Here is a 23057-nt window from a genome sequence, read left to right on the forward strand (position 1 = left end):
CTCAGGCTCCAGCCGGTTGCCGGGCGGCGAGGCGGGTGTCGACGAGCAGCGCGACGGCGCGCAGGTCCGGCTGGCGCAGCAGCTCGGGGGCGCGCAGCCGGACACCGCTCTCCTTCTCGATGACGGTCAGCAGCCGGGCGGCGAGCAGCGAGGTGCCGCCGGCGCCGGTGAAGCTCTCGGTCAGCGAGACCTCGGACCGGGCGAGCAGATCGCGGACGGCGCTCAGCACCAGCCGCTCGCCGGGGGTGGTCCCGGCGAGCCCGCCGCCGTCCGCGGGGGCATCGCCGGGGCCGGGTGCCCCGGCAGCTGCCTGCCGGGTCAGTTCGGCCCGGTCCACCTTGCCGTTGGCGTCCAGGGGGAAGGCGTCCACGATCCGTACGTCCGACGGCACCGCCTGCTCGGGAAGCCAGGCGCGTACGGCCGGCAGCAGCGCGTCCGCGGTGAGCGCGGTGCCGGCCGCCGGCCGTACATACGCCACCAGGCGGGTGTGGCCGTCGGCGGTACGCGGCGCGGTGACGACGGCGCCGAGGACCGACGGGTCCTTCTCGAACGCGGCCTCCACCTCGGCCGGTTCGATCCGTACCCCGCTGATCTTGACCTGGCCGTCGAGCCGGCCGAGGAACTCCAGCGCACCGTCGTCCGACATCCGCACCCGGTCCCCGGTGCGGTACAGGCGCTCCACACCCGGCAGGTCCAGGCCCTTTGGCACGGCGCGGAAGCGGCGCGCGGTCAGCTCGGGGTCCAGGTAGCCGAGCGCCAGGGCGCCGCCGCCGATGAGGAGTTCACCCTCGGTGCCCCGGGCGACGGGCCGGCCGTCCGGGTCGGCGACGACCACGGTCACGCCCGGCAGGGGGTGTCCGATCGGCGGCGCGGCATCGGTGCCCGCCGCGTCGTCCGAGCCCCGCATGGTGTGGACGGTGGAGACCACGGTGGCCTCGGCCGGGCCGTAGGCGTTGTGGACGGTGGTGGTCACGTCCTTGCCGGGCCGGCGGCGCATCCGGTCACCGCCCACGAACAGGTGGCGCAGCGTCAGGTCCGGTGACCAGGGCCGCTCCAGCAGCGGCTCCACCATCGGGGTGGCCGCGACGCACACCGTCACCGCGGCCTCCTGCCACCAGTCGGCCAGCACCATCGGGTCCCAGCGGACCTCGTCCGGCGCGGGCACCAGCGGCGCCCCGGACGTCAGCCCGGCCCACAGCTCCAGCAGATGCGGGTCGAACGCGACGCCGATCAGCAGGGACTGCCGGTCGCCGGGGCCCACACCGCTGGTGGCGCGGTACCAGTCCAGCACCGCGGCGAGCGCGGGCTCGCCGACGGCCACCGCCTTGGGGCGGCCGGTGGAACCGGAGGTCAGCACGGCGTAGAACGCCCCGGAGGGCGCGGAGCGGGCCGTGCTGCCGGGCGCGGCGAACGCCGCCACCACCGTGGCGGTGGCGTTGGCGCCCTCGGCCGGCAGGGCCAGCGGCAGGTGCTCGGCGCTGCGGTGCCGGGGCGGCAGGACCTCGGGATCGCCGATCAGACAGACGACGTTCAGGTCCTCGGTGACGGCCTCGGTACGGCGCTCACCGGGGCGCGGTCCCATCGGCAGATAGACGGCGCCGATCCTGGCGAGCGCGACGGCCGTCACCACGAGGGCGGCCGAACGGTCGAGACAGACGCCGACCAGGTCTCCGGGGCGTACCCGGTCCCGCAGCGCCCGGACGGCCTCGTCGGCGGCGGCGTCGATGTCCCGGTACGTCCAGCGGTGGGCGCCGTCGATCACTGCGGGGGCCTCGGGGGAGCGGCGGGTCCACTCCTCGAAGCGGGCGAGCACCCCGCTCGTCCCCTCCGTGGCCGGGGCCGCGCCGCGGGCGATGCTGAGCGAGCCCTGCGATGCGGGCAGTCGGGTGCCGGAAGCGGTCGTCGGGACCGGCGTCCGGGCGGTCATCGGCTGGGTCATCGGGACTCCGTCACGGTGGTCGATGCGGCGGGAGCGGGCACGGAGAGGGCGGGCACGGCGGGGGTGCCGACGGCCGCGAGCGCGGTGGCCTGGTCGGCCAGCACCGGATTCTGGAACAGCAGCCGCAGCGGCGGGCGCTGCCCCAGCCGCGGTTCGAGCCAGGCCGCCAGCTGCGCGGCGAGCAGCGAGTGGCCGCCGGCCCGGAAGAAGTCCGAGGAGGCGTCGAAGCGGCCGTGGCCCAAGGCCTCCCGCCAGCCCTCGGCGAGCAGTTCCGTCATCGGGTCGGACGGCAGCGCCTGCTCCGACGGCTGCTGCTCCGCTGCGCCGGCGCTCTCCTCGACGGGCGCGGCCGGCGCCAATTCGGCGGCCCGGCGGGTCAGCGCGGTGCGGTCCGGCTTGCCGCCGGCCAGCCGCGGCATCGCGTCGAGCCGCGCCCAGAGCCCCGGTACCAGGGCGCTCGGCAGCCGGCGGCTCAGCTCGGCGTGCAACGCCTGCTCGTCCCACGCCGCGCCGTCGTCCGTGACCTCCAGGAAACCGACCAGCCGGGGCCCGCCCGGGGCCGCACGGTCCAGGACGACGGCGCAGGACCGGCCGCCGAGTGCGGCCGAGGCGGCGGCCTCGACCTCCTCCAGTTCGATGCGGTAGCCGCGCAGTTTGACCTGGTGGTCGCGGCGTCCCAGGAAGTACAGCAGCCCGTCGCGGCCGCGGTAGCCGAGGTCACCGGTGAGGTAGACGCGCTCGCCGCCCAGGGCCTCGACGCCGATGAACCGGGCGGCGGTGGTCTCCGGGTTGCCGACGTAGCCCTCGGCCAATCCGGCCCCGGCGATGGCCAGTTCGCCGACCGCGCCGTCCGGCAGCGGCCGGTGATGGGCGTCCAGGACATGGATCCGTTCGCCGGGCAGCTCGGTGCCGAGCGGGATCTCCGCACCGTCGGTGAGGCCGTCCAGGGTGAGCTCGTGGACGGTGGAGCTGACGGCGGCCTCCGTGACGCCGTAGACGTTGAGCACGGTGCTGTCGGTGTCGGCCAGATAGGCACGCATCACGTCCGCCGGGAGGCGTTCCCCACCGAGCACCAGCAGCCGCGGTGCCCAGTGCCCGTCGCGCAGCACGGGGCGCATCTCCGCGCGGGTGGCGAGGAAGTAACTGGTCGGCAGGTTGGCCACGGTGACCCGGGCGGAGACCAGCAGCGCGGCCAGCTCGGTGCCGGTCAGCACCTCGCGTTCGGGGGCGACCAGGCAGGCCCCGGCGTACAGCGACGGCAGCACCTCTTCGAGGGCCACGTCGAACGTCGGCTGGGCGAACAGCAGCACCCGGTCACCCGGGCCCAGGCCGAACCGGTCGGCGGTGCCGGTCAGATGGTTCTCCAGTGCCGCACGGCCGACGGCGACGGGCTTGGGGATGCCCGTCGAGCCGGAGGTGTGGATGATGTAGGCGGCACCGGGGACGGCCTCGGCCGCCCGCGCCTCGGGCAGGACCGGGGCGTCGACGGTGGCCGTCGGCAGCCCGTCGGGAAGGGTGACAGGGGCTTCCGCGGAGGTCAGCACCAGCGCCGGAGCCAGCCGGCCCAGCAGCAGCTCCAGGCGGGCCGCCGGGTCCAACGGCGAGAGCGGGCAGTACACCGCACGGGTCCGCAGACAGGCCAGCAGCGTGACGACCGAATCGGCGCCGCGGGGCAGCACGGCGGCCACCGGCTGCCCGGCACGCACCCCCGCCGCCCGCAGCCGCTGCGCCAGCGAGTTGACCCGCTCCTCGAGGTCGCCGTAGGTGAGCCGGCGGGCGCCGACGAGCAGCGCGGGCAGGGACGGGTCGTGCGCGGTGGCCGGGTCGAGCGGATCGTGTGCCGGGGCCGGCGGCGCGGCGGCCGGGAGGGCCTGCGGCGGGGCCGGCGGGGCCAGGTCCGCCAGGGCGGCGCCCGGAGCGTCGAGATACGCCCGCAGCAGGTCCAGGAACCGCTCCGCGAGCAGCTTCGCCACGTCCTCGCCGAACATATCGGCGTCGTAGTCCCAGACCAGGGTCATCCCGGCCGCGCCGTGCCGGAGGCTGACCCCGCGCCGGTCGTCCGGCAGCAGCACCACGTCCAGGTCGAAACGGGTGGTGCCGGTGTTGAAGCCCTCGAACAGGGTGATCTCCAGGCCGGGGACGTCGATCTCGGGCAGCTCGGCGTCGTGGGCGCTGAACATGACGCTGAACAGCGGGTTGTCGGCGCCCGAGGTGTGCAGACCGAGCGTGCGGGTCAGCTCCTGGATCGGCACCTCCTGGTGCGGCAGCGCACGGATGAGGGTGTCGGTCACCTCGTCCATGGACTCCTCGGCCGGGGCGGCCGGGTCCAGCCGGAGCGCGAGCGGGATGGTGTTGACGAACATGCCCACCGCGCCCTCGAAACCGCGCGGGCGGTTGCCGACCGCGGTCCCGACCACCATCTGCGAGCGGCCGCTGTGCCGGCGCAGCAGTTCGGCGAAGAGTCCCAGGAGGGTGGCGAACGGCGTCAGCCCGCGCTCCCGGGCATGGGCGCGCAGCGCCTCCGCCAGATCGGCGCCGATCGACTGCCGCAGCTGGCCGCCGTGGTGCCGGCGCCGGGAGCCGGGCCGGGTCAGACCGGGCAGCGGCATGTCGTAGGACATGTCGCGCAGTTCACCGGCCCAGAACTCCAGGCTGTCGCGCCGCTCCCCGCTCTCCTCGTCCCGGGCACCCGCCCGGACGTGGTCGGCGTACGAGGGCGCGGACGGCAGCTCCACCGGCTCGCCCAGGACGTGGCCCCGGTAGACGCTGAACACGTCGCGCAGCAGGATCGCGAACGAGTGGCCGTCGTGGATCAGATGGTGCTCGACATGGACGAGCCGGTGACGGTCCTTTGCGAGCCGGACCAGCGTCCAGCGCAGCAGCGGCGCCTCGAAGGTGTCGAGCGGGGTTTCCGCCTCGGTGCGCAGCAGCTCCTGGAACGCGGCCTCCGGATCAGCCTCCCCGCTCAGGTCCACCGTGTGCAGCCGCGGCGCACAGGCCTCGGCGACCCGCTGCCCCGGCATCGCCCCGCCGACGGCGACGAGTTCCAGCCGCAGCCCGGGGTGCCGGTCGAGCGTGGCGGCGAGGCCGCGGCGCAGCGCCTCGGTGTCGAGGGTGCCCCACAGGTCGAGTGCGGCGGTGAAGTTGTAGGCGCGGCTGCCCGGTTGCACCTGTTCGTGCAGCCAGACGATCTCCTGCGAGGAGGAGAGCGGAAGCATGGGCGGTCCCTGAGGTTGTCGGGGCGGGTTTCTCCGGCCGGGGCGTGGTCGGGCCCGGCCTGGGGCGCAGACCGGCCGCGGATCGCGCGGCCGGGTCTGGCGGTGTCGGTAAGCGAAGGCGGGGCGGGGCCCCGGGAAGGGTCAGCCGGCCGTCGGTGCCGGGGCGCGCAGTGCGCCGGCGAGCGCGCTGAAGGCGCTCTCGGCGGTGTCGTCGGGGAGGATCGTGCGGTCCCACACCATGCGCAGCTGCAGCTCGGGCCCCTGGGTGACGGAGACCGCGAAGGGGCCGCGCACGGCCCGCCCGTCGATCTGGACCTCACGGCCCGTCACCCCGCCCAGCCGCAGCGGGGGGTGCCGCCGCGCGTCGTCGACGGTCAGCATGCCGTCGAGCCTGCCGGTCCAGCCGGAGCCGGCCGCGCGGGCGGCGTGCACCACGGCGTCGAACGGGGTGGCGGCATGGTCCAGGTCGTCCCACCAGGCTTCGGCCGTGGCGGACGCCGTGGGGGCCTCCCCGGTGGCGGTCGGGAAGACCACGGTGTTGAGGAAGCAGCCGAGCACCGGAGCGGCGGCGGGCGGCCGGCCGCCCCACGGGTAGCCGAGCGGCACCACATGGCCCGCTCCGAACAGCACCGTCGCGGCCGCCCGGCAGGCGTTGAGCAGTTCGGGGAAGGGCACCCCGGCCTGCGGTGCGGGCATCCGCAGCGCGGCCGCACCGCTCGGCGCGGTCCCGGCGGTCAGGGGCCGGGGCCCCGGCACCGGGGCCTGTTCGCGCACCGCGCGCAGCCGTTCGCCCCAGTACGCCATCGCCGCCGGTGAGCCCGCGCGCTCCTCCGCGTCGAGCTGGAGCAGCACGGCGTCCCGGTAGGCGGCCAGCTCGGCCGCGACCTCGGAGGCGGAGGGCCGCTCGGCGTCGGCGTCCTCGTCGTAGGCCGCGCCGAGTTCTCCGACGATCCTGGCCAGCGACTGGCCGTCGCACGCGGTGTGGTCCAGGACCACGGCGAGCACGTCCTCCGCGCCCTGCGGCCCGTCCTGCACCAGGAACAGCCGCAGCGGCGCACCCTGCGGGGCCCAGCCGGCCAGGGCGCGGCGCAGCACGGTGGCCGCGTCCTCGCCGGACGCACAGGCCAAACGGGTCACGGGTACCTGTGGCTCTTCCGGGCGGAGCGCGGGGGTGCCGCGCAGCACGGTGAGGCGGGAGCGCAGCACGGGGTGCAGGGCGGCGAGCCGGTTCGCTGCCGCCGCGAGGCGTACGGGATCGACCGTGCCGCGCGGAAAGGCGAAGAACATCGGCACGAGATCCGGCCGCCCGGCGGGGTCCATGGCACGCACCAGTGCGAAGCGACGCTGGGCGCCCGTGACAGGCAGCAGGACCGGGGTCCCGTCGCCGGTGTCGAGTCGCCGGTAGCGGGCCAGGTACTGGCTCGTGATGCTGAGCACGTGATCCTCTCTGACATGACGGAGCCGCATCGCCTGAAGCGATGCGCGGGGGAAGGCCGTGCCCGGGGGCAGGCAGGAGGAGTGCCGTGCCCGGGGGCAGGCAGGAGGAGTAGGGCAGGACGGGGCGGCCGGCCGTCAGCCGAGGGCAGCGGGTTCGGCCGCGCCGGCGGAGTCCGACGGGTCGGTCTCCGGGTCCTCGGCAGGCTCCGTGGCGGGCAGGTCACGCATCCGCCGCAGCGGGGAGAGCAGCAGCGGCAGCGGCACGGCCAGGAATCCGGCCGCACACCACACCAGCGCCACCCGGGCCCCGAAGGCATCGGCCAGCGCACCGCCGGCCAGGGCACCGAGCGGCAGGGTGCCCCACATCAGGAACCGCAGCGTGGCGTTCATCCGGCCGAGCAGCCGGGGCGGGCACACGGTCTGACGGAAGCTCACCTGTGCGACGTTGTAGACCACGCTGCCGAAGAAGACCACACCGGAGCCGAGGGCGAACAGCGCTGCCCCTGCCCCGCGCCCGGAAAGCGGCCACAGCACCGCGAACGGGCCGGTGACCAGCGGGGACAGCCAGATGAGGCGGGCTTGGCCGAACCGGGCGGCGAGCCGGCCCGCGCACAGTGCGCCGGCCAGTCCGCCCACGGCCGAGGCGGCCAGCACAAGGCCGACCAGTCCGGGCGCCAGGCCCAGCACCCGGACCAGGAAGACGGACTGCGTGGCCATCAGCACCGCGGCGAAGAGGTTGCCCAGCCCGGTCGTCACGGCGATCACGCGCAACAGGCGGTGCCCGCACACAAAGCGCAGCCCCTCACCGATGTCCCGGCGCAGCGAGGCGTCCGGACGGCGTTCGGGGAGGCTTTCGGGCCGCTTGATGCGCCACAGGAACAGTGCGGAGAGCGCATAGCCGGCCGCGTCGGTGACGATGGCCAGGGCGGCCCCCAGCAACTGGACCAGACCGCCACCGATGCCGGGACCCGCGACCTGCGCCGAGGAACGGATCGTCTCCAGCGCTCCGTTGCCCGGGACCAGCTGGTCCTTGGGCAGCAGCTGGGGCAGGAAGCTCTGGTGGGCGATGTCGAAGAAGACCGTCGCCACCCCGGTGACCAGGGCGACGACGTACAGCTGCGCCATCGTCAGCACACCGGCGACGGCGGCCAGCGGGATGCTCGCCATCGTCAGGGCCCGCACCACATCGGCGCGGATCATCAGCGGCAGCTTGCGCATCCGGTCGACCCAGGCCCCGGCCGGCAGCCCGACCAGCAGGAACGCGGCGGTCTCCGCGGCGGTCAGCAACCCCACCTGGAACGCGGGGGCGTCGAGTTCGAGCACCGCGACGAGCGGCAGGGCGACCAGGGTGACCTGGGCGCCGAGTTGTCCGGCCGCGGCACCGGCGAGCAGAAGACGGAAGTCGCGCAGGCGCAGCGGGCTGCCGGTCGCGGGTCGGGGTATGTCGGGCATGGGGTGGACGATCGCCGAACGCCCGATCAGAGGTCAAAACCCGATGCACACTTTCGGCCGGTTTTCTTCACGATTTACTCACCAGGACAGAAAATTCTTCGCCAGATCCTGGCAATCACCGCATGACTGCCACATGACGCCCCTGCATGTGGGATGGGGGATTCCGCGGCGGCTGCGCGGTCCGGCCGGACGGCTGCGCACAGAGCGTCACGTACCGGAATCCGACCGAAAACAGCCGTCGATGTCCTCTTATTGACCGAAGCGCTTATTTCCTCCGCTATGGCGCCACACCATGAAGAAGAGCCCGGCCCCGCAGGCCGTGGGGGCCGCGGGGCCGAGCGGGTCGAACGGAGCCCCGGGCCCGGCCGCAGTCCGCCCGGCCCGGCTCTGCCTAGCCCGGCCGCAGTTCCGCCTCCACGGCGCCGCGGATCAGCTCGTGCGCCCGCCCGAGCGAGGTGGTGCCGCTCAGCCAGCGCTCGCTCAGGCCCTCGACCAGGGCGGTGAGCCGTTCGGCCGCCGCGTGCGGATCGGTGCGGGCGAGCGCAGGGTCGGCGGTCCGGGCCCGGAGTATCAGTTCGGCGAGGTCGTCGTTCCACTCACGGGTCGCGGTGGCCAGCAGCTCCCGCAGGTCCGGGTCGAAGACGGCGGTGGCGCGCAGCTCGCCCCACGCCGCGCTGTTCTCCCTGACGTGGGGCACGTCCTGCAGCTCCCGCAGCAGGATCTCGGTGAGCTGGGTGCGGGGATCGTCGGAGAGGTCGAGAGCGGCGTCGGTGTAGCGGACCGCGCGCTGGTTGATGAACTCCAGGGTGCGGCGCAGCAGTCCGGTGCGGTCCTTGAAGTGGTAGTAGATCAGCGCGGTCGAGACGCCGGCCTCCGCGGACACCTCCTCGACGCGCAGCCCGCGGACGCCGCGCCGGGCGATCAGCCGGGCGGCGGCTTCGAGGATCTGGGTGGGCCTGTCCGGCATCGCATGCTCCCGCGGTCCGAGGAATCGAGGTGGCTGGGCTCCGATCATGCCCTACGATCGTCCTGACCAAAATTTCAGTCAGGGAGCTGAGCATGGACATATCCCGACGTCAGACACTGCAAGCGGCGGTCGTCGCCGCCGTGGGCGGGGCCCTGGGCGCCTGCGGTACCCAGGACGGCGGCCGGCCGGCGCCGCGCGGTGAGCGGGCCGTCCCCGCGGGCGCGAAGCCGGCCGGCGGATGGCGGCTGCCCGAGGAGGCCCAGCCGCACGAGGCGACCTACATGGCGTGGCCCACCCGCACGATCTGGGGGCCGGACGTCACCGGCGTACGCGAGGACATCGCCCGTATCGCCCGGACCATCGCCGAGTTCGAGCCGGTGCGGCTCCTGGCCAACGAGCGGGAGACGCCGGCGGCCCGGCGGGCGTGCGGGTCCGGGGTGGAGGTCGTCCCGGTCCCGGTGGACGACCTGTGGATGCGGGACAGCGGACCGGTCTTCGTCCTCGGGCCCGACGGCATCGCCGGCGTCGACCTCCATTTCAACGGCTGGGGCGGCAAGCAGGCCCACGGCCGCGACAGCCGGGTCGCCCGCGCGGTCCTGGACGACGAGCGGATCACCAGGATCGCGGCACCGATCACCGCCGAGGGCGGCGCCGTGGAGGGCGACGGGCACGGGACGCTGATGGTGGCCGAGAGCTCGCTGGTCAACGACAACCGCAACCCCGGCACGTCCCGCGACGACATCGAGCGGGCGCTCAAGGACCTGTTCGGTGCCACCACGGTGATCTGGGTCAAGGGCGTCAAGGGCAAGGACATCACGGACTATCACATCGATGCGCTGGCACGCTTCTCCGAACCCGGCGTCGTGGTCCTGAGCACCCCGGCACCCGGCGCCCCCCGGAACGACTTCACCGGCGCCTACGAACAGGCCCGCACGGTCCTGGAGCACGCCGTCGACGCCAGGGGGAAGCGGCTCGAAGTCGTCGAGCTCGTCGAGCCGGCCCATATCGGACGACGGGGCGAGGACTTCCTGGCCTGCTATGCGAACTACTACGTGGCCAACGGAGCGGTCCTCATGCCCCGCTTCGGCGACCGGAAGGCCGACGGCGATGCCGCGGCCACCCTGCGGGACCTCTACCCGGGGCGGAAGGTGGTGCCCCTGCCCGTAGACCACCTCGGCGAGGGCGGCGGCGGCATCCACTGCTCCACCCAGCAACTCCCCGAGGCCCGCTGAACATCACCGTCCGGGACGGCGGTGCGCAGCCCCTGCCCGGGGGCCGGGCGCGGCAGCGGTCAGGGGCGCCGGCCCCGGTCAGCAGGGCCGGCCCCGGGCGGCCTCCTCGGTCTTCCACCCCCAAGCGGTGAGCATCCCGGGCGAGAGGCCGGCGCACCGCGGCGAGGACAGTTCGTGCACCGCCCGCTCGATCTCTGCCTCGTCCACCCGCCCCGTCGCCAGCATGGCGTCCCGCGAACGGCTCCACGTATCGGCCCAGAAGCGGCTGATCGCGCTGTCCGGCACCAACGGGGGGACGTGGATCTCGGCGGCCACATGGAACAGCCCCTCCTCGTGCAGGAGCTGCGGGTAATCCGGCACCCAGGAGATGTCCGTGCCGATGGTCTCCCGCAGGGCCTGCCACATCGCCCGCATCACCGTGGTGTACGGGGTGCCCGGCGCGGTGGCGCTGGTCAGGTCCACGGCGTCGCTGAGCACCAGCACACCGTCGGGCGCGACCAGCGAGACCAGCTTGGCGATCATGCGGCGCCAGGCGCGCAGATGCATCAGCACGAACCGCGCGTGCACCAGACGGAACCGGCCGGGATCGAAGCCCGGGGCGGTGATGTCGGCGTCCAGCGTCGTCAGGCCCGGTGTGCCGGCCGCGGCGAGGAAGCGGGTGTCACGGTCCACCGCGAGGACCGTCGTGACACCGGCCGACTCCAGCAGCCACCGTGCGAGGGTGCCGGTTCCCGCGCCCACGTCCAGGCAGTTCCAGCCGGGACCGGCGCCCAGCGCCGTCAGCCGGGCGGCGCTCACCTCGTCGTAGGCGAGCGCCCCCAGGTCGATACGACCGGCCTCGCCGGTCTCCTCCGGGCGGAACAGACCTTCGCCGTAGCGCCCGGTATCCGTACCCCGCACGTCCCCAGTATGACGGCGCTGCTCAGGGGTTTCCTGCTGTGGTGACCAGGTCCGGAACCGGATCCGGTACCGGCTGTTTCCGCGGCCGTCCCGGGGTGCGCCGCAGCACCAGCTGCAGCACCAGCATCACCACACCGGTCACCACCGCGCTGTGCCACAGCAGGGCGTCCAGCCGGCCCGCGGAGAGATACGCGCCCGCGGCCACGGCCGCCAGTGCGCACACGGCCCGGTCCACGATGCTCTCGACGGACAGCAGGGTGGCCCGTGGCGCACCCGCCGGAATCGCGTCGTTCACCAGCTTGCGCTGGAGCGGATAGGCGAATCCGGTGACCGCGGCGAACACGCACAGCAGGGCGATCACGGTCCAGGGCCCGCCGAGAGTGCTCCCCGCCAGCGCCGCCGCCATCGCGAGGCTGAGCAGCGAGACCCATGCCACCGGTGACAGCCGCGAGCCCAGCCACTGCGGACGGGCCGAGGCCACCGCCTCCGCGACGGTCATGGCGGCCAGTACCCCGCCGTGCGATCCCTCCGGGATGCCGTGGTCCAGCAGCACCGGCTGGAAGAGGTTCACCTGACAGATCCGCGAGAGCGTGAAGACCGCCACGCCCTGCACCATCAGCAGGGCGAGCCAGGGCGTGGCCCACACACAGCGCAGCGCCGTGGTGGCATCGCGCAAAAACGCGAGCCCGCCGCGCGAGGCCGCCTTCGCCTCGGTCCGGCCGGCGGGCGCCGCCTGCCGCGGCAGTACCACGGCGCAGACGAGCGAGCCCGCCGCGCTCGCGGCGCTCAGCACATACGGTGCGGGGTGCGCGAGGGCCATCAACGGACCGACCAGCGGCCAGCACAGCACCTTCGCGGCCAGCCCCAGCGCCCGCGCCTGCCCCTCGGCCTTCAGATAGTGCTCTCCCGCGCCCTCGGCCGCCAGGCCGTCGTAGAGATAGGCGCTGGCGGCGCCGGAGGTCAGCGAGCGGCCCGCGGCGATGGCCAGGAAGTGCACCAGGAAACCGGTGTAGCTGGGGGCCAGGACCGGGGCCAGGTTCGCCGCGGTCATCACGACGGCACCGGCCCGCAGACAGTTGCGGGCACCGATCCGGTCGGCCACCATCCCGGTCGGGATCTCGAAGAGGCAGAACGCGATGTAGTAGATGCTCTGGATGCCGAAGATCTGCCCGTCGGAGAGCCCCGCCTCCCGCTGGTAGGCGTAGAAGACGGGCATCCACCACAACAGGTTGAACAGCAGCTGGAAGCCGTTGTTGAGCCGGATGATCCGGCGGGCCCGGGGTGTCAGGGACACCCCGGAGGCCCGGGGACCACGGGCCGCCCGCGGGCCGGCGAACGGGCGGATCACAGCGCGTAGGGGCGGATCTGGACCAGGCGGAAGTCCCCCTGATCGGTCATCAGCCATTCGATGTCGAGCGGATGGTCCACGTCACCGTCGCTGAAGTGGGACTGCAGCAGCCGTCCGGTCAGGGCCAGCCGGGCCAGCTTCTCCCGGGTGCCGACGGGCAGGTCCTTGCCCGTCGAGCCGAGCGCGACGGTGCGGCCGCCGCCCTCGACGGTGTTGTACAGGTACTGCAGCGGCAGCGTCGTTCCGTCGACGACCGTCTCGGGCGAACCGGGGGAGCAGTTGACGTAGACATTGCGGAAGTCCGTGCGCCGGGTCGGGTTGCAGGTCACCAGCACCCCGCCGAGCTCCGCCGGCACATACCGCTGGATGATCACGCCCATGTAGGTGTCGTCGAGAGAGATGCCCGCCTGGTGGCGCAGCCGGACGCTGCGCGGCGACAGCAGGGAGGCCCACACCTGGCGTACCGCATCGAGGAGTTCGTCCGCGCCGTGGACGGTGCTGACCGAGTCGTAGACCCCGGCCGCGGAGAACCCGGGCAGGTCCTCGGCATTGGACGAGGAGCGCACCACGAGGCGGCCTCCGGCGCCGGGGCCGCCGGGCAGCGCCTGGGTGATCTGCCGGGTCACCTCGTCGGGCATGGGGGTGTTGCGGATGAGCTGCTGCAGATGCAGGCAGAGCGCGTCCAGGACGTCGACGGCGTCGAGTTCGAGGGCCATCTTCAGCTTGCCCAGGCCCTGCTGAACGGCCGGCGAGGAGGTCAGGAAGCGGTGCTGCAGGGCGAAGGGAAGGGCGATGCCGTCGGGCGCCGCGACGGTCCCGGCCACGAAGTCGGCGGCCAGGTCGCGCAGTTCGGCGGGTGTCGCGTCCGGAGTGCCCAGACGGGCCGCGAGGTGGCCGTAGAGGTCGGCGCGCGGCGGCCTCGGCTGCCCGTAGAAGGTGGTGAGGTCGGCGGAGCGGCTGTCGAGGACATGATGGAGTTCCCCGAGGCTGGCCGCCTTGGTGCCGTAGCGGTCCTGGTCGGCGCGGCGCAGCCGGTGCAGGAACAGCGCGGGCACGTCCTCCAGCAGGGGCGGTTCCATCCGGATCCGCTGCTGGTGCCAGGCCGGGGCCTCCAGCGCCGGGGCATGGCCCAGCGGGACGAGGGTGATCTCGTCGTCCTGCACCCGGTAGCGGATCCACGCGCCGTCCAGGTCGCCCGCCTCGACGAGGCGGTCCAGGTCGCGGACGATCGCGTTGGGGATGCCCCAGCCGGAGGCGAGGACATTGGTGTGCGAGAGCGGTGTACCGGGCGCGGTGTTGAGGAAGCCCGCCACCCGCGGCACATCGTCCGGCAGCGACGCCATGGCCACGATGTCGGACCAGCCGAGCCCGTCGGCCGCTGCCGCGTACTCCTCCTGGGTCCGGAAGTAGCGCAGCCGCCCGACGGCCTCGCCGGGGTTGAGCGGGGTACGGGTGCGGTTGCCGAAGAGCTCATGGCCCAGGATCCGGGGCACATGGACATCGCTGATCGCGGCGAGTTCGTGCTCCTGCCCGTGGTTCGCGGGCTTGAGCAGCAGCGGCAGCCGGCCGTCGACCCGGTGGCGGACGAACGTGTAGAACTCCTCCAGCAGGAGGCCGTTCATGGTGTCGGCCTCGGTCGTCTCCAGGACGAGGAACGGCCGCTCCCGGCCCTCGGAGTCCTCGTCGGTGTGCAGCGAGAGCACACCCAGCAGGAAGCGGCGCTCGGGATCCATGTAGACCGAGGCGTTGAACGCGTCCAGGCAGGAGTCCAGGTCGGACAGCTCCATGCCGAGCACACGGGTGGCGATGTAGTTGACGTGGAACGGGTGGGCCGCGGTGTCGAGCAGGTGCCAGGTGTTCTCGATGCGGTCCACCACGACCTTGAGGTAGGGGTGGCCGGCCAGGACGCCGGAGAGGGTGCGGAAGAGCGGCAGGGACAGGTTCTCGCCGACGACGGTGCGATCGGTGACCGGGCCCGGCGCGCCGGAGGGCAGGACGGTGGTGGTCATGACTGCGCCTCCGCGGTGCCGTGGGGGAGGACCTGGGGGAGCGCGTCCACCAGGGTCCGGAAGTCGCGGATCACGGTCTCCGGATCGGCGGCGGACAGCAGGCACAGCGCCGCCATGGTGTTGGCGCCCGCGGCCGGGTCGTACACCGGTACCAGCGTTCCGTCCGGGAGCGAGTTCTCGGCCACCACGGACAGCCGGCTGCCCGCGCTGACGGGCACCGCCTCGCGCACGGTCGGGAAGTCCCAGATGCGCCGGTCCGGCCAGGCCTCGCCCTCGCCGTCGACGGCCAGGACGACCAGCGATCCGGCCGCGCCGTCCGCCTCCTGCGGGGTACGGGCCCCGTCGGGCCAGGCGACCGGACGCCCCAGCAGGTGGTCCGTGAGCATGCCGATCAGGTCCAGGCCGAAGACCTCCTCGATCTGCGGGACGGTCATCGCCCCGCCGAACCGGGCGGCGGTCTCGATCACCCACATCCGCCCGTCGGCGCCGAGCTTGATCTCGGTGTGCGTCCCGCAGTTGCGCAGCCCCAGCGCGTCGACGGCGTCGCGCGCGAGGGCGACGATGCGCCGCTGGGCGTCGTGCGGCAGCGCGGCGGGGGTGATCCCGGCCCGCTCGGTGAACGGCTCCACCGTCGGCATCCGGCCGCTGAGGCACACCGGGCGGAAGTCGCCGTCCACGACGACGCCTTCGACGCTGACGTAGTCGCCCCAGCCCTCTTGGTCGAACCACTCCGACGCGGTGCCCTGCACGATCTCCTCCACGAGGAAATCCGCCCCGGCGCCGGCCACATGGAGTTCGGCGTAGCCCAGTTGCGCGGACTCGGCCATCACCTCCCGGGCCCGCTCCCAGGCCGCCGGTACCTCGTCGGCGCGGCGGATGGTCCGGTGGGCGGTGGAGCCGGCGCTCCAGGCGGCCTTGAGCAGCAGGGGGAAGCGGAGCGCGGCGGCCGCGTCGTGCAGATCCTGCTCGGTGGCGACGGGGCGGAACCGGGGCTGGGATATGCCCTGGTCCTGCCAGGTGCGCCGCATCATGCGCTTGTCGCGGGCGAGGGCGCAGGAGTTGCCCGCACCGGCGAGGCCGAGCTTCTCGCAGGCCTCCGCGACCGCGACGACGGCGTATTCGGAGAAGGTGACGACCGCGTCCGCACCGACCGCCTGGGCCCGGGAGACGATCAGAGACACCAGGTCTTGCCGTTCGGGTTCGGAAGGGCTCAGCACCGAAGCGCACAGCCGGTCAGCGGACGCGGCCACGGTGGGCGGGAGCGCGCTGAGTGCCAGCAGGTGCACTGCCGACCGTGCGGCGACCCGTGACAGGGCGTACCCCAGGGGCGGACCGCCCTTGGCATACACGAACAGCACCTTGCTCACTGGAATCCGACTCCTCTTCATGCGGTTGGGGGCCTTCGAAACGGCCGGGGACGCCCGACTCTCACATCCGGACGCCATGCTTCAAGCGAAGCAGCCATGCGGCACACCGTTCCCCGCATCGGGCCGCAACCGCTCAGGCAAATGCCAGAGTTGTGGATACCGTTGATCATCGGTGAAGGTTTCGTGATGCCGTATGGCGTGCGCAGCGCCCCGGAGGTGCGCGGACGCCGCCAGATCGGCCGAGAACCGGGCATGTCGCGCAGCACTGAGGGATACCTATGGCCATGGCGCGCCGTCCAAAACCATTGAACTCTTCACCACAAAAGGGGCCCGTCGTGGACGAGACCAGTTTGAAGTCACTGCTCGAACACCTTCCGGTGTCCTGGTGGGAGGCCGATCGTGAGCTGCGCGTGATCGACAGTGGCGGTGGCGCCTTCGACGACACGGTGACGGCCCAGCGGTTCCTCGACACCGTGCGAAGAGAGCTCCCCGAACCCGCCGCGGCACTCGAATCCAGCCATTGGCAGGCCCAGTTCGACGGTCGTGTCTTCGATGTGAACTGGCCCCTCGGCGTGCCCCGGCAGGGCCGCTCCCGCGGCCTCGCGGTGGAGGTCGCCGCGCGGGCACCCGGCGTCCGCCGCTACGACGCCTTCGCGGACCTCGCCCCCGCCGCGGCCTTCATCCGGGACGCGGACGGCCGCTACCTCTGGGCCAACCACGCCTATGCCCATCTGTACGGGACCACACCGGAGCACGTCATCGGCGCGTTCGTCGCGGACATCGACGGCCCCGCCGACTCCCCGCAGGTCCTCGCCCTGGACCGGGAAGTACTCGCCCGCGGCAAGCCCGTGCGGCACACCCTCACCTACCACCGCTCCGACGGCACCGGCGGACAGGCGGCCGGCCACCGCTTCCCCGTCAGGGAAGGGGGGCAGACCTGCGTCGCGGGCATCTATGTCGACATCAGCGACTACACCCGCGCCCTGCGCCAGCGCCGGGAGGCCGAGGAGAACCTGCACGCGCTGCGCGATCACAGCGGACTGGCCTGCGCCCTGATCTCCGCGGGCGGGCGGATCCAGCAGGCCAGCGCCGCGGCCGCCGAGCTGCTGCAGACCCGGCTGTCGGATCTCGTCGGCCGCCGTGCGCACACCGTGCTGGCACCCGCCCCGGAGTTAGGGGCGCTGCGGCGCAGCTGGCACGATCTGATAGCCCGCCGCAGCCGGCGGATCCAGACCTCCGCCGTGTTCCAGGACGCCCGCGGCCGGCAGCGCCGCGCCCGGCTGCATCTGACGACGGTCGGCCGGAGCGCGCACCGCGCCACGAGCGTCTGGGCGGTCATCACCCATCAGGGACTCGCCCATGAAGCGCACCCGCAGCTGACGGCTAGTCAGGTACGCATCCTGTCCCTGCTGGCCGCCGGCCGCAGCAACGCGGAGATCGCCCATTCCCTGCATCTCTCCCGGCAGACCGTCGACTACCACCTCAGCCGTCTGCGCGACCTCCTGGACGCCCCGACCCGCCCCGCCCTCGTCGCCCGTGCCTATGTCCTGGGCATCCTCGACCCCCAGACGTGGCCGCCCCGCTCGGCCACAGCCTGCCATCCGCACAGCACCACCTGACGGGGCGGTCCGGCCGCGCCACCGCCCGGCCTGCCGGGCGCCGGACGTCAGGCCGGGTTCCGGCAGCGCGCTTCCCGGGTCGGCCGACAGCGGATCGTTGGGCCACCCGGCTGATTGTGGCCGACGGGCGTTTCACTCCCCGCGGGTTGAAGGGGGCCGTGGGACGGCAACGGCAGCACGATACGTCTGGCAGCAGAAGGACGAAGCGGCGAGGAGCGACGTGAGAAGAATGATGCGGGCGGGAAGCGTGGTCGGGGCGTGCGGACTGGTGCTGCTCGGCACCGGAGCCGCCCAGGCGGTGAGCATCCCGGACTCCCTGCTCTCGACCGTGGCGGACGCCGATGTCGGCACCGTGACCGGCACGGTCCAAGGCGTGGTCTGCAACAACCGCCTCGGCCAGGTCCACTACAAGTCTCCGGTGCTCGCCTCGCCCCACGCCTGTATCAACGGCCCGGTGAACAGCGGCAACAGTCTCAACAGCGGCAACTTCATCAACCACGGAAACCCGAACAACAGCGGCAATCTCTCCAACACCAACGGAACCACCAACGGAGCCAACTCCGTCACGGGTGCTTCCTCGGGGAGTTCCAACCACGTGCAGCGGATCCTCGGAATCCTGGTCCGCTGACCGGGACACGGCACCACTGAGGGACACGGCACTGACGGATCCGGCACGACCCGGAGCGTCGCCCGACCGCCCGGCGGACACCCGCCGGGCGGTCGTCGTTCTCCGCTTCCGGCACCCCGCCGGCCCAGGAGTCCCCGGGCCGGCGGGATCCGGTGTGCCGTTACAGCTTCTGGGTGCCGTGGCGGCCGACGTGCTGCATGTTGTTGTTGGACTTCTTCGCTGCGCCGGTGGTGCCGCCGCTGTCGTCGTTGGTGTTTCCCTGGGTGTTCTTCGGGCTGCCGCTGTTGCTGTTGGAGCCGGCCACATAGACGTTCTGCGAACGCCCGGGATTTCCGCTGAGCACCGGGCCGTTGACACAGAACCTGGTCCGGTGCCCGCAATGGGTCCGGGCGTCGAAGCGGGCGATGGTGTTGCTGTTGGAGACCCCGTCGCCGCCGGACGCTTCGGCCCACGCCAGGGTGGGCGCGGCCCCGCCTGCGGCCAGGAGCAGGCCGCAGGCTCCTGCCATCACGAAATTGACGCGTGCCATGTTCTTCACAGTGTGCTCCTGCACCTCATCGATGGCCCCCGGGTGTTGGTATCCCGGATGCCCGCAACGACCTAGCAGGAGCAACGGCCCGCCTCACATGTTCACCCTGTCCGATTATGGGATTCACCGGGACGGCCCTGGGAGGCCGTGGTCCTACCCGCGCCCGTCGAGCGCTTCGGCCAGGGCGAGGATCCGGCGGGCGTCCTCGACATGCAGGTTCTCGATCAGCCGGCCGTCGACGGTGACGACCCCGCGTCCCTCGCGGGTGGCCTCGTCGAACGCGTCGATGATCTTCCGGGAGCGGGCGATCTGCTCCGTCGACGGGGCGAACACCCGGTTGCAGGGCTCGACCTGGGACGGGTGGATGAGCGTCTTCCCGTCGAAGCCGAACTGCCGCCCCTGAACGCACTCCGCCTCGAACCCCTCGGGATTCTTCACGTCGTTGTAGACGCCGTCCAGGATCACCTTGCCGCTCTCACGCGCCGCCAGCAGTGCCAGCGACAGCCCGGTCAGCAGCGGCGCGCGGCCGGGGACGTGTTCGGCGTGCAGCTCCTTGGCCAGGTCGTTGGTGCCCATCACCAGCACGGTCAGCCGCTCACCGGCCGCGGCCACCGCACGCGCGTCCAGCATCGCGCGCGGTGTCTCGACCATCGCCCACAGGGCGGTGTGGTCCGGAGCGCCGGCGGCCTCCAGCGCGCGCTCGACCTCCCGCACGGTCTCGGCGGACTCCACCTTGGGTACCACCACCGCATCCGGACCGGCCTCGGCGGCGGCCCGGAGGTCGTCGGCGTGCCAGGCGGTGCCCGGTGCGTTGACCCGGATGGTCACCTCGCGGTAGCCGTACTCGCCGGAGGCCACGGCGGCCGCGACCCGCATCCGGGCGTCGGCCTTGGCGTCGGGGGCGACCGCGTCCTCCAGATCGAGGATGAGCGCGTCGGCGGGCAGGGACTTGGCCTTCTCCAGCGCGCGTTCGTTGGCACCGGGCATGTAGAGCAGGGAGCGGCGCGGCCGCAGGATCGCGTCGGACACGGGACTTACTCCTTTTCGGCCGCGGCGTAGGCGTCGCGCAGCTCGGGGTCACGGGCGGCGAGGGCGTCGGCGAGTTCGGCGACCACCTGGCACTGCTTGTACGTGGCGTCGTCCTGCATCTTGCCGTCGATCATCACCGCACCGGTGCCGTCGCCCATCGCCTCGATGACCCGGCGGGCCCAGGCGACATCGGCGGGAGCGGGCGAGAAGACCTTCTTGGCGATGCCGATCTGCACCGGGTGCAGGCTCCATGCGCCGACGCAGCCGAGCAGGAAGGCGTTGCGGAACTGGTCCTCGCAGGCGGTGGTGTCCTTGATGTCACCGAACGGGCCGTAGTACGGCAGGATGCCGTGCGCCGCACAGGCGTCGACCATCCGCGCGAGGGTGTAGTGCCACAGGTCCTGCTGGAAGGTGGCCCGCGGCGCGGCGCCGTCCGCGCCGTGCGGGTCCTCCCGGACCAGGTATCCGGGGTGGCCCCCGCCGACCCGGGTGGTCTTCATCCGGCGGCTGGCGGCGAGGTCGGCGGGGCCGAGCGAGATGCCCTGCATCCGGGGGCTGGCGCCGGCGATCTCCTCGACATTGGCGACACCGGTGGCGGTCTCCAGGATGGCGTGCACCAGGATCGGCCGCCGGACCTGTGCCTTCGCCTCCAGTTGCGCCAGCAGCCGGTCGACGTAGTGGATGTCCTCGGCGCCCTCGACCTTGGGCACCATGATCACGTCCAGCTTGTCGCCGATCTCGGTGACCAGCGTCAGCAGATCGTCCAGCGCCCAGGGCGAGTCCAGGCTGTTGATACGGGTCCACAGCTGGGTGTCGCCGAACTCCGTGGCCTTGGCGATCTTCACCAGGCCGGACCTGGCCGCTTCCTTGCGGTCGGCGGCGACCGCGTCCTCCAGGTTGCCGAGCAGCACGTCCACGGTGGGCGCGATGGACGGCACCTTCGCGGCCATCTTCTCGTTGCCGGGATCGAAGAAATGGATCATCCGGGACGGCCGGAACGGTACCTCGCGTACCGGGGTCGGCGCCCCGACGGCCAGCGGGCGGAAGAAGTCCTTCGGAGAGCGCATGCAGTCTCCCTGGTCGGCTCGGAGGGCGGGCCGCCGCCGGGTGCCCGGCGGCGCCATTCGGCCCTCACTCTAGGCCCGCACGACCAGAACGCTACTGACCAGTACGTGTGCCGTTGATCACCGTCGGCAGCGGCGTGCCCGCCGCACGGACCCCGCGCCGTGCCCGCCGCCCGCCACCGCCGCCGGTCCGCTCAGGACCCCAGGCAGTCGACGAACGACACCCGGTCGCCCGCACCCTTGATGAAGTCCTGCTGGGAGTGATTGCGCAGGCGGCACATGTCGTAGCGGGCCCGGGCGCCGGGCCCGCCGCTCTCCGCCTCGTAGGCGTGCTGCCCGGACAGCTGGCAGGAGTCGTAGCGCACCAGCGGGCCCTGGGCGCCGATGCGGTAGCGGTGCGGACTGCTGTCCTGCGCAAAGGACTTGAACGCCTGGGCGGTGTCGTCGCAGTCGTTGAAGTGCACCGTCCCGCTGTCCCAGGCGCAGTCGATCACGACGGTGTCCGGGTCGCGCACCTCGAAGCGGATGTCCTCGGCGTGGAAGCGCTGTACGGAGTCGTGGTGCGGACCGCGCGGAAAGCGGAAGAAGGTGCTGGTGCGCCCGTAGTCGCCGGAGTCCTCGGGGCGGCGTCCGGTGACGATGTAGGAGCCGCCGCGGCAGGTGATGGAGCCGCCGTAGGGGAACTCCAGGAAGTTCCCCCAGGCGTACTCGACCTTCATGTCGTTGAACCAGTAGTTGAGGAACTGGTCCTGCTGCGGGCGGCTGAGCGACTTCTGGGACAGCCCGGAGTACAGGAACGCCTTGCGGTAGGCACCGCCCACCCGGCAGGCGTCCCAGCGCATCTCCGAGTTGGTGTTGCTGCCGTCGAGGGCGACGCCGTAGGTCCACTCGCCGGTCCACTCGCACTCGGTGAAGCGGTAGTCCTGCGCCTGCCCGGTCGAGTAGGAGTAGAAGAACGAGGCGCCCGGGGTGGCGGCGGCGAAGCCGATCTGCTCGAACATCACATTCGCCCAGCTGTCCTCGTTGCGGCACAGATAGGCGTTCTCGGCCTGCCGCGGCGCGAACAGCAGCTGGGTCATGCGCTTGCCGGCCCCACGGAACCGTAAGCCGTTGGCCTTGAGCTTTCCCCCCTGGGCATTGAGCAGGGCGTTGGGGGAGCGGATCAGATAGGTCCCGGCCGGGACTTCGATCACGGTCCGGCCTATGTGGTCCCACACCCGGCCCGCCGCGTACGCGTAGGCGCGGGCGAACGCCCGGCTGTCGTCGGTGCGCCCGTCGCCCTTGGCGCCGCAATCCGCCACCACGTCGATGACGTCCTTGCCCTTGGGCTTGTGACCGGTGACCGGGGGCACCTTGGCGTCGTCGGACGACTGCCGGGTGGCAGGGGGCGGCGAGGAGTCGTCACACCCGGTGAGGGCCGCTGCCAGCGCGGCGGCCGATCCCGCCAGCACGGCCCGGCGGGTGGCACCACCGGTTGACGGGGAGGTTCTGCCTGCCATGATGTTGCTCCTTCGGGGGTCCATTTCATCAGGTGGGGGACATGAGCCAGTTCGGATATGCGATCAGACAGCTGTCGGCCGCCCAGAAATCCTCGAAGGGAGTGTCCCTGTACTCGCGTTATGTGAACCGGCCGGCCGGCCGGGTGTTGGCTGCCGCGGGCTACACGCTGAAATTGACGCCCAATCACATCACCTTGATCAGTGCCGTGTTCACCTTTGCCGGCGTGGTCATGACTGCGACGCTGCGGCCCTCTTTCGCCGTGGCGGCCGGTATATTCGCGGCCCTGGTCATCGGCTTCGCCCTCGACTCCGCCGACGGACAGCTCGCCCGGCTGACGCGGACCGGAAGCGCCGCGGGGGAGTGGCTGGACCATGTGGTCGACTGCGCGAAAATGCTGGCGGTCCACATGGCCGTGCTGGTCTCGTTCTACCGCTACTTCGGTTTCTCCGATCCTCGCTGGCTGCTGCTCCCCGTCGTCTTCCAGTTCGCCGCGGTGGTGGTCTTCTTCGGCGGCATCCTCACCGAGCAACTACGGCGCGCCGAACGGCAGAAGAGCGGCGTGAGCGCACCCGCACCGCAGGCCTCCACGCTGCGCTCCGTAGCCCTGCTTCCGGTCGACTACGGGGTCTTCTGCGCGATATTCCTGCTGTTCGGCAGCCGGGACCTGTTCACGGCGCTGTACTGCTGCCTGCTCGTCGCCCATGTGCTCTTCATGGGGGCGTTCCTGGTCAAGTGGTACCGCGAATTGTCCGCCCCCGGCCACTGACGGGCCGGAGACGGACAACGCACCCGGGCGGGCTGCCCGGGTGCGGCGGGGGT

The 23057-nt window shown here is 72.5% G+C and carries 17 protein-coding genes; 4 read left to right on the forward strand and 13 right to left on the reverse strand.

All coding sequences use genetic code 11. The features are described 5' to 3' along the window. Position 1: 1 nt before the first annotated feature. From D9V36_RS39435 to D9V36_RS39455, 5 genes are all read right to left on the reverse strand, one after another. A complete protein-coding gene (locus tag D9V36_RS39435; RefSeq protein ID WP_129297982.1) occupies positions 2-1939 on the reverse strand; it encodes a non-ribosomal peptide synthetase in 1938 nt (645 codons plus the stop codon). Beyond that, on the reverse strand, positions 1936-5157 hold the full coding sequence (locus D9V36_RS39440; RefSeq protein WP_129297983.1) for a non-ribosomal peptide synthetase: 3222 nt from the start codon (positions 5155-5157) through the stop codon (positions 1936-1938). The genes D9V36_RS39435 and D9V36_RS39440 overlap by 4 nt, the downstream gene beginning before the upstream one ends. Positions 5158-5298: 141 nt before the next feature. Next, positions 5299-6594: a non-ribosomal peptide synthetase gene (locus D9V36_RS39445; protein WP_129297984.1), complete on the reverse strand. Its 1296-nt coding sequence runs from the start codon at positions 6592-6594 to the stop codon at positions 5299-5301. Between the two features lie 135 nt (positions 6595-6729). Beyond that, positions 6730-8046, reverse strand: coding sequence for an MFS transporter (locus D9V36_RS39450; protein ID WP_129297985.1), 1317 nt, complete (start codon positions 8044-8046; stop codon positions 6730-6732). A 391-nt stretch (positions 8047-8437) separates the two neighbouring features. After that, on the reverse strand, positions 8438-9013 hold the full coding sequence (locus D9V36_RS39455) for a TetR/AcrR family transcriptional regulator (RefSeq protein WP_129297986.1): 576 nt from the start codon (positions 9011-9013) through the stop codon (positions 8438-8440). A 92-nt stretch (positions 9014-9105) separates the two neighbouring features. Between D9V36_RS39455 and D9V36_RS39460 the strand changes: the two genes are divergently transcribed. Further along, the gene (locus D9V36_RS39460; protein ID WP_129297987.1) at positions 9106-10245 is read left to right on the forward strand and encodes an agmatine deiminase family protein; all 1140 of its coding nucleotides are present in this window, start codon (positions 9106-9108) and stop codon (positions 10243-10245) included. A gap of 78 nt (positions 10246-10323) precedes the next feature. Here the strand turns inward: D9V36_RS39460 and D9V36_RS39465 are convergent, their stop codons facing one another. The 4 genes from D9V36_RS39465 to D9V36_RS39480 are packed head-to-tail and all read right to left on the reverse strand — an operon-like array spanning position 10324 to position 15869. Next, entirely contained in the window at positions 10324-11145 is an 822-nt protein-coding gene (locus D9V36_RS39465) for a class I SAM-dependent methyltransferase (protein WP_129297988.1), read from the reverse strand. A 22-nt stretch (positions 11146-11167) separates the two neighbouring features. Beyond that, a complete protein-coding gene (locus tag D9V36_RS39470) occupies positions 11168-12550 on the reverse strand; it encodes an MFS transporter (protein ID WP_241721229.1) in 1383 nt (460 codons plus the stop codon). Beyond that, positions 12490-14502: a PEP/pyruvate-binding domain-containing protein gene (locus tag D9V36_RS39475; RefSeq protein ID WP_129297990.1), complete on the reverse strand. Its 2013-nt coding sequence runs from the start codon at positions 14500-14502 to the stop codon at positions 12490-12492. The genes D9V36_RS39470 and D9V36_RS39475 overlap by 61 nt, the downstream gene beginning before the upstream one ends. Continuing rightward, entirely contained in the window at positions 14499-15869 is a 1371-nt protein-coding gene (locus tag D9V36_RS39480; protein ID WP_129297991.1) for an ATP-grasp domain-containing protein, read from the reverse strand. The genes D9V36_RS39475 and D9V36_RS39480 overlap by 4 nt, the downstream gene beginning before the upstream one ends. Positions 15870-16204: 335 nt before the next feature. Between D9V36_RS39480 and D9V36_RS39485 the strand changes: the two genes are divergently transcribed. Continuing rightward, positions 16205-17488: a helix-turn-helix transcriptional regulator gene (locus tag D9V36_RS39485; RefSeq protein WP_129297992.1), complete on the forward strand. Its 1284-nt coding sequence runs from the start codon at positions 16205-16207 to the stop codon at positions 17486-17488. Positions 17489-17720: 232 nt separating this feature from the next. Further along, positions 17721-18116, forward strand: coding sequence for a hypothetical protein (locus tag D9V36_RS39490; RefSeq protein WP_129299009.1), 396 nt, complete (start codon positions 17721-17723; stop codon positions 18114-18116). Between the two features lie 160 nt (positions 18117-18276). Here D9V36_RS39490 and D9V36_RS39495 read toward each other — a convergent pair whose 3' ends face one another. The 4 genes from D9V36_RS39495 to D9V36_RS39510 all read right to left on the reverse strand — a co-directional run bounded on the left by D9V36_RS39495 (position 18277) and on the right by D9V36_RS39510 (position 22237). Beyond that, positions 18277-18645 (reverse strand): hypothetical protein, encoded by a 369-nt coding sequence (locus D9V36_RS39495; RefSeq protein ID WP_347239865.1) that lies wholly within the window; start codon positions 18643-18645, stop codon positions 18277-18279. Between the two features lie 153 nt (positions 18646-18798). Continuing rightward, positions 18799-19674: an HpcH/HpaI aldolase/citrate lyase family protein gene (locus tag D9V36_RS39500; RefSeq protein ID WP_277753572.1), complete on the reverse strand. Its 876-nt coding sequence runs from the start codon at positions 19672-19674 to the stop codon at positions 18799-18801. 5 nt (positions 19675-19679) lie between these two features. After that, complete coding sequence (locus D9V36_RS39505; protein WP_129297994.1) at positions 19680-20741, reverse strand: HpcH/HpaI aldolase/citrate lyase family protein; 1062 nt, start codon at positions 20739-20741, stop codon at positions 19680-19682. A 191-nt stretch (positions 20742-20932) separates the two neighbouring features. After that, entirely contained in the window at positions 20933-22237 is a 1305-nt protein-coding gene (locus D9V36_RS39510; protein ID WP_241721230.1) for a glycoside hydrolase family 55 protein, read from the reverse strand. A gap of 41 nt (positions 22238-22278) precedes the next feature. Here D9V36_RS39510 and D9V36_RS39515 point away from each other — a divergent pair, with 41 nt between their 5' ends. After that, positions 22279-23004: a CDP-alcohol phosphatidyltransferase family protein gene (locus D9V36_RS39515; RefSeq protein WP_129297995.1), complete on the forward strand. Its 726-nt coding sequence runs from the start codon at positions 22279-22281 to the stop codon at positions 23002-23004. Positions 23005-23057 lie beyond the last annotated feature (53 nt).

This window comes from Streptomyces lydicus (assembly GCF_004125265.1).
GTDB lineage: Bacteria > Actinomycetota > Actinomycetes > Streptomycetales > Streptomycetaceae > Streptomyces > Streptomyces lydicus_C.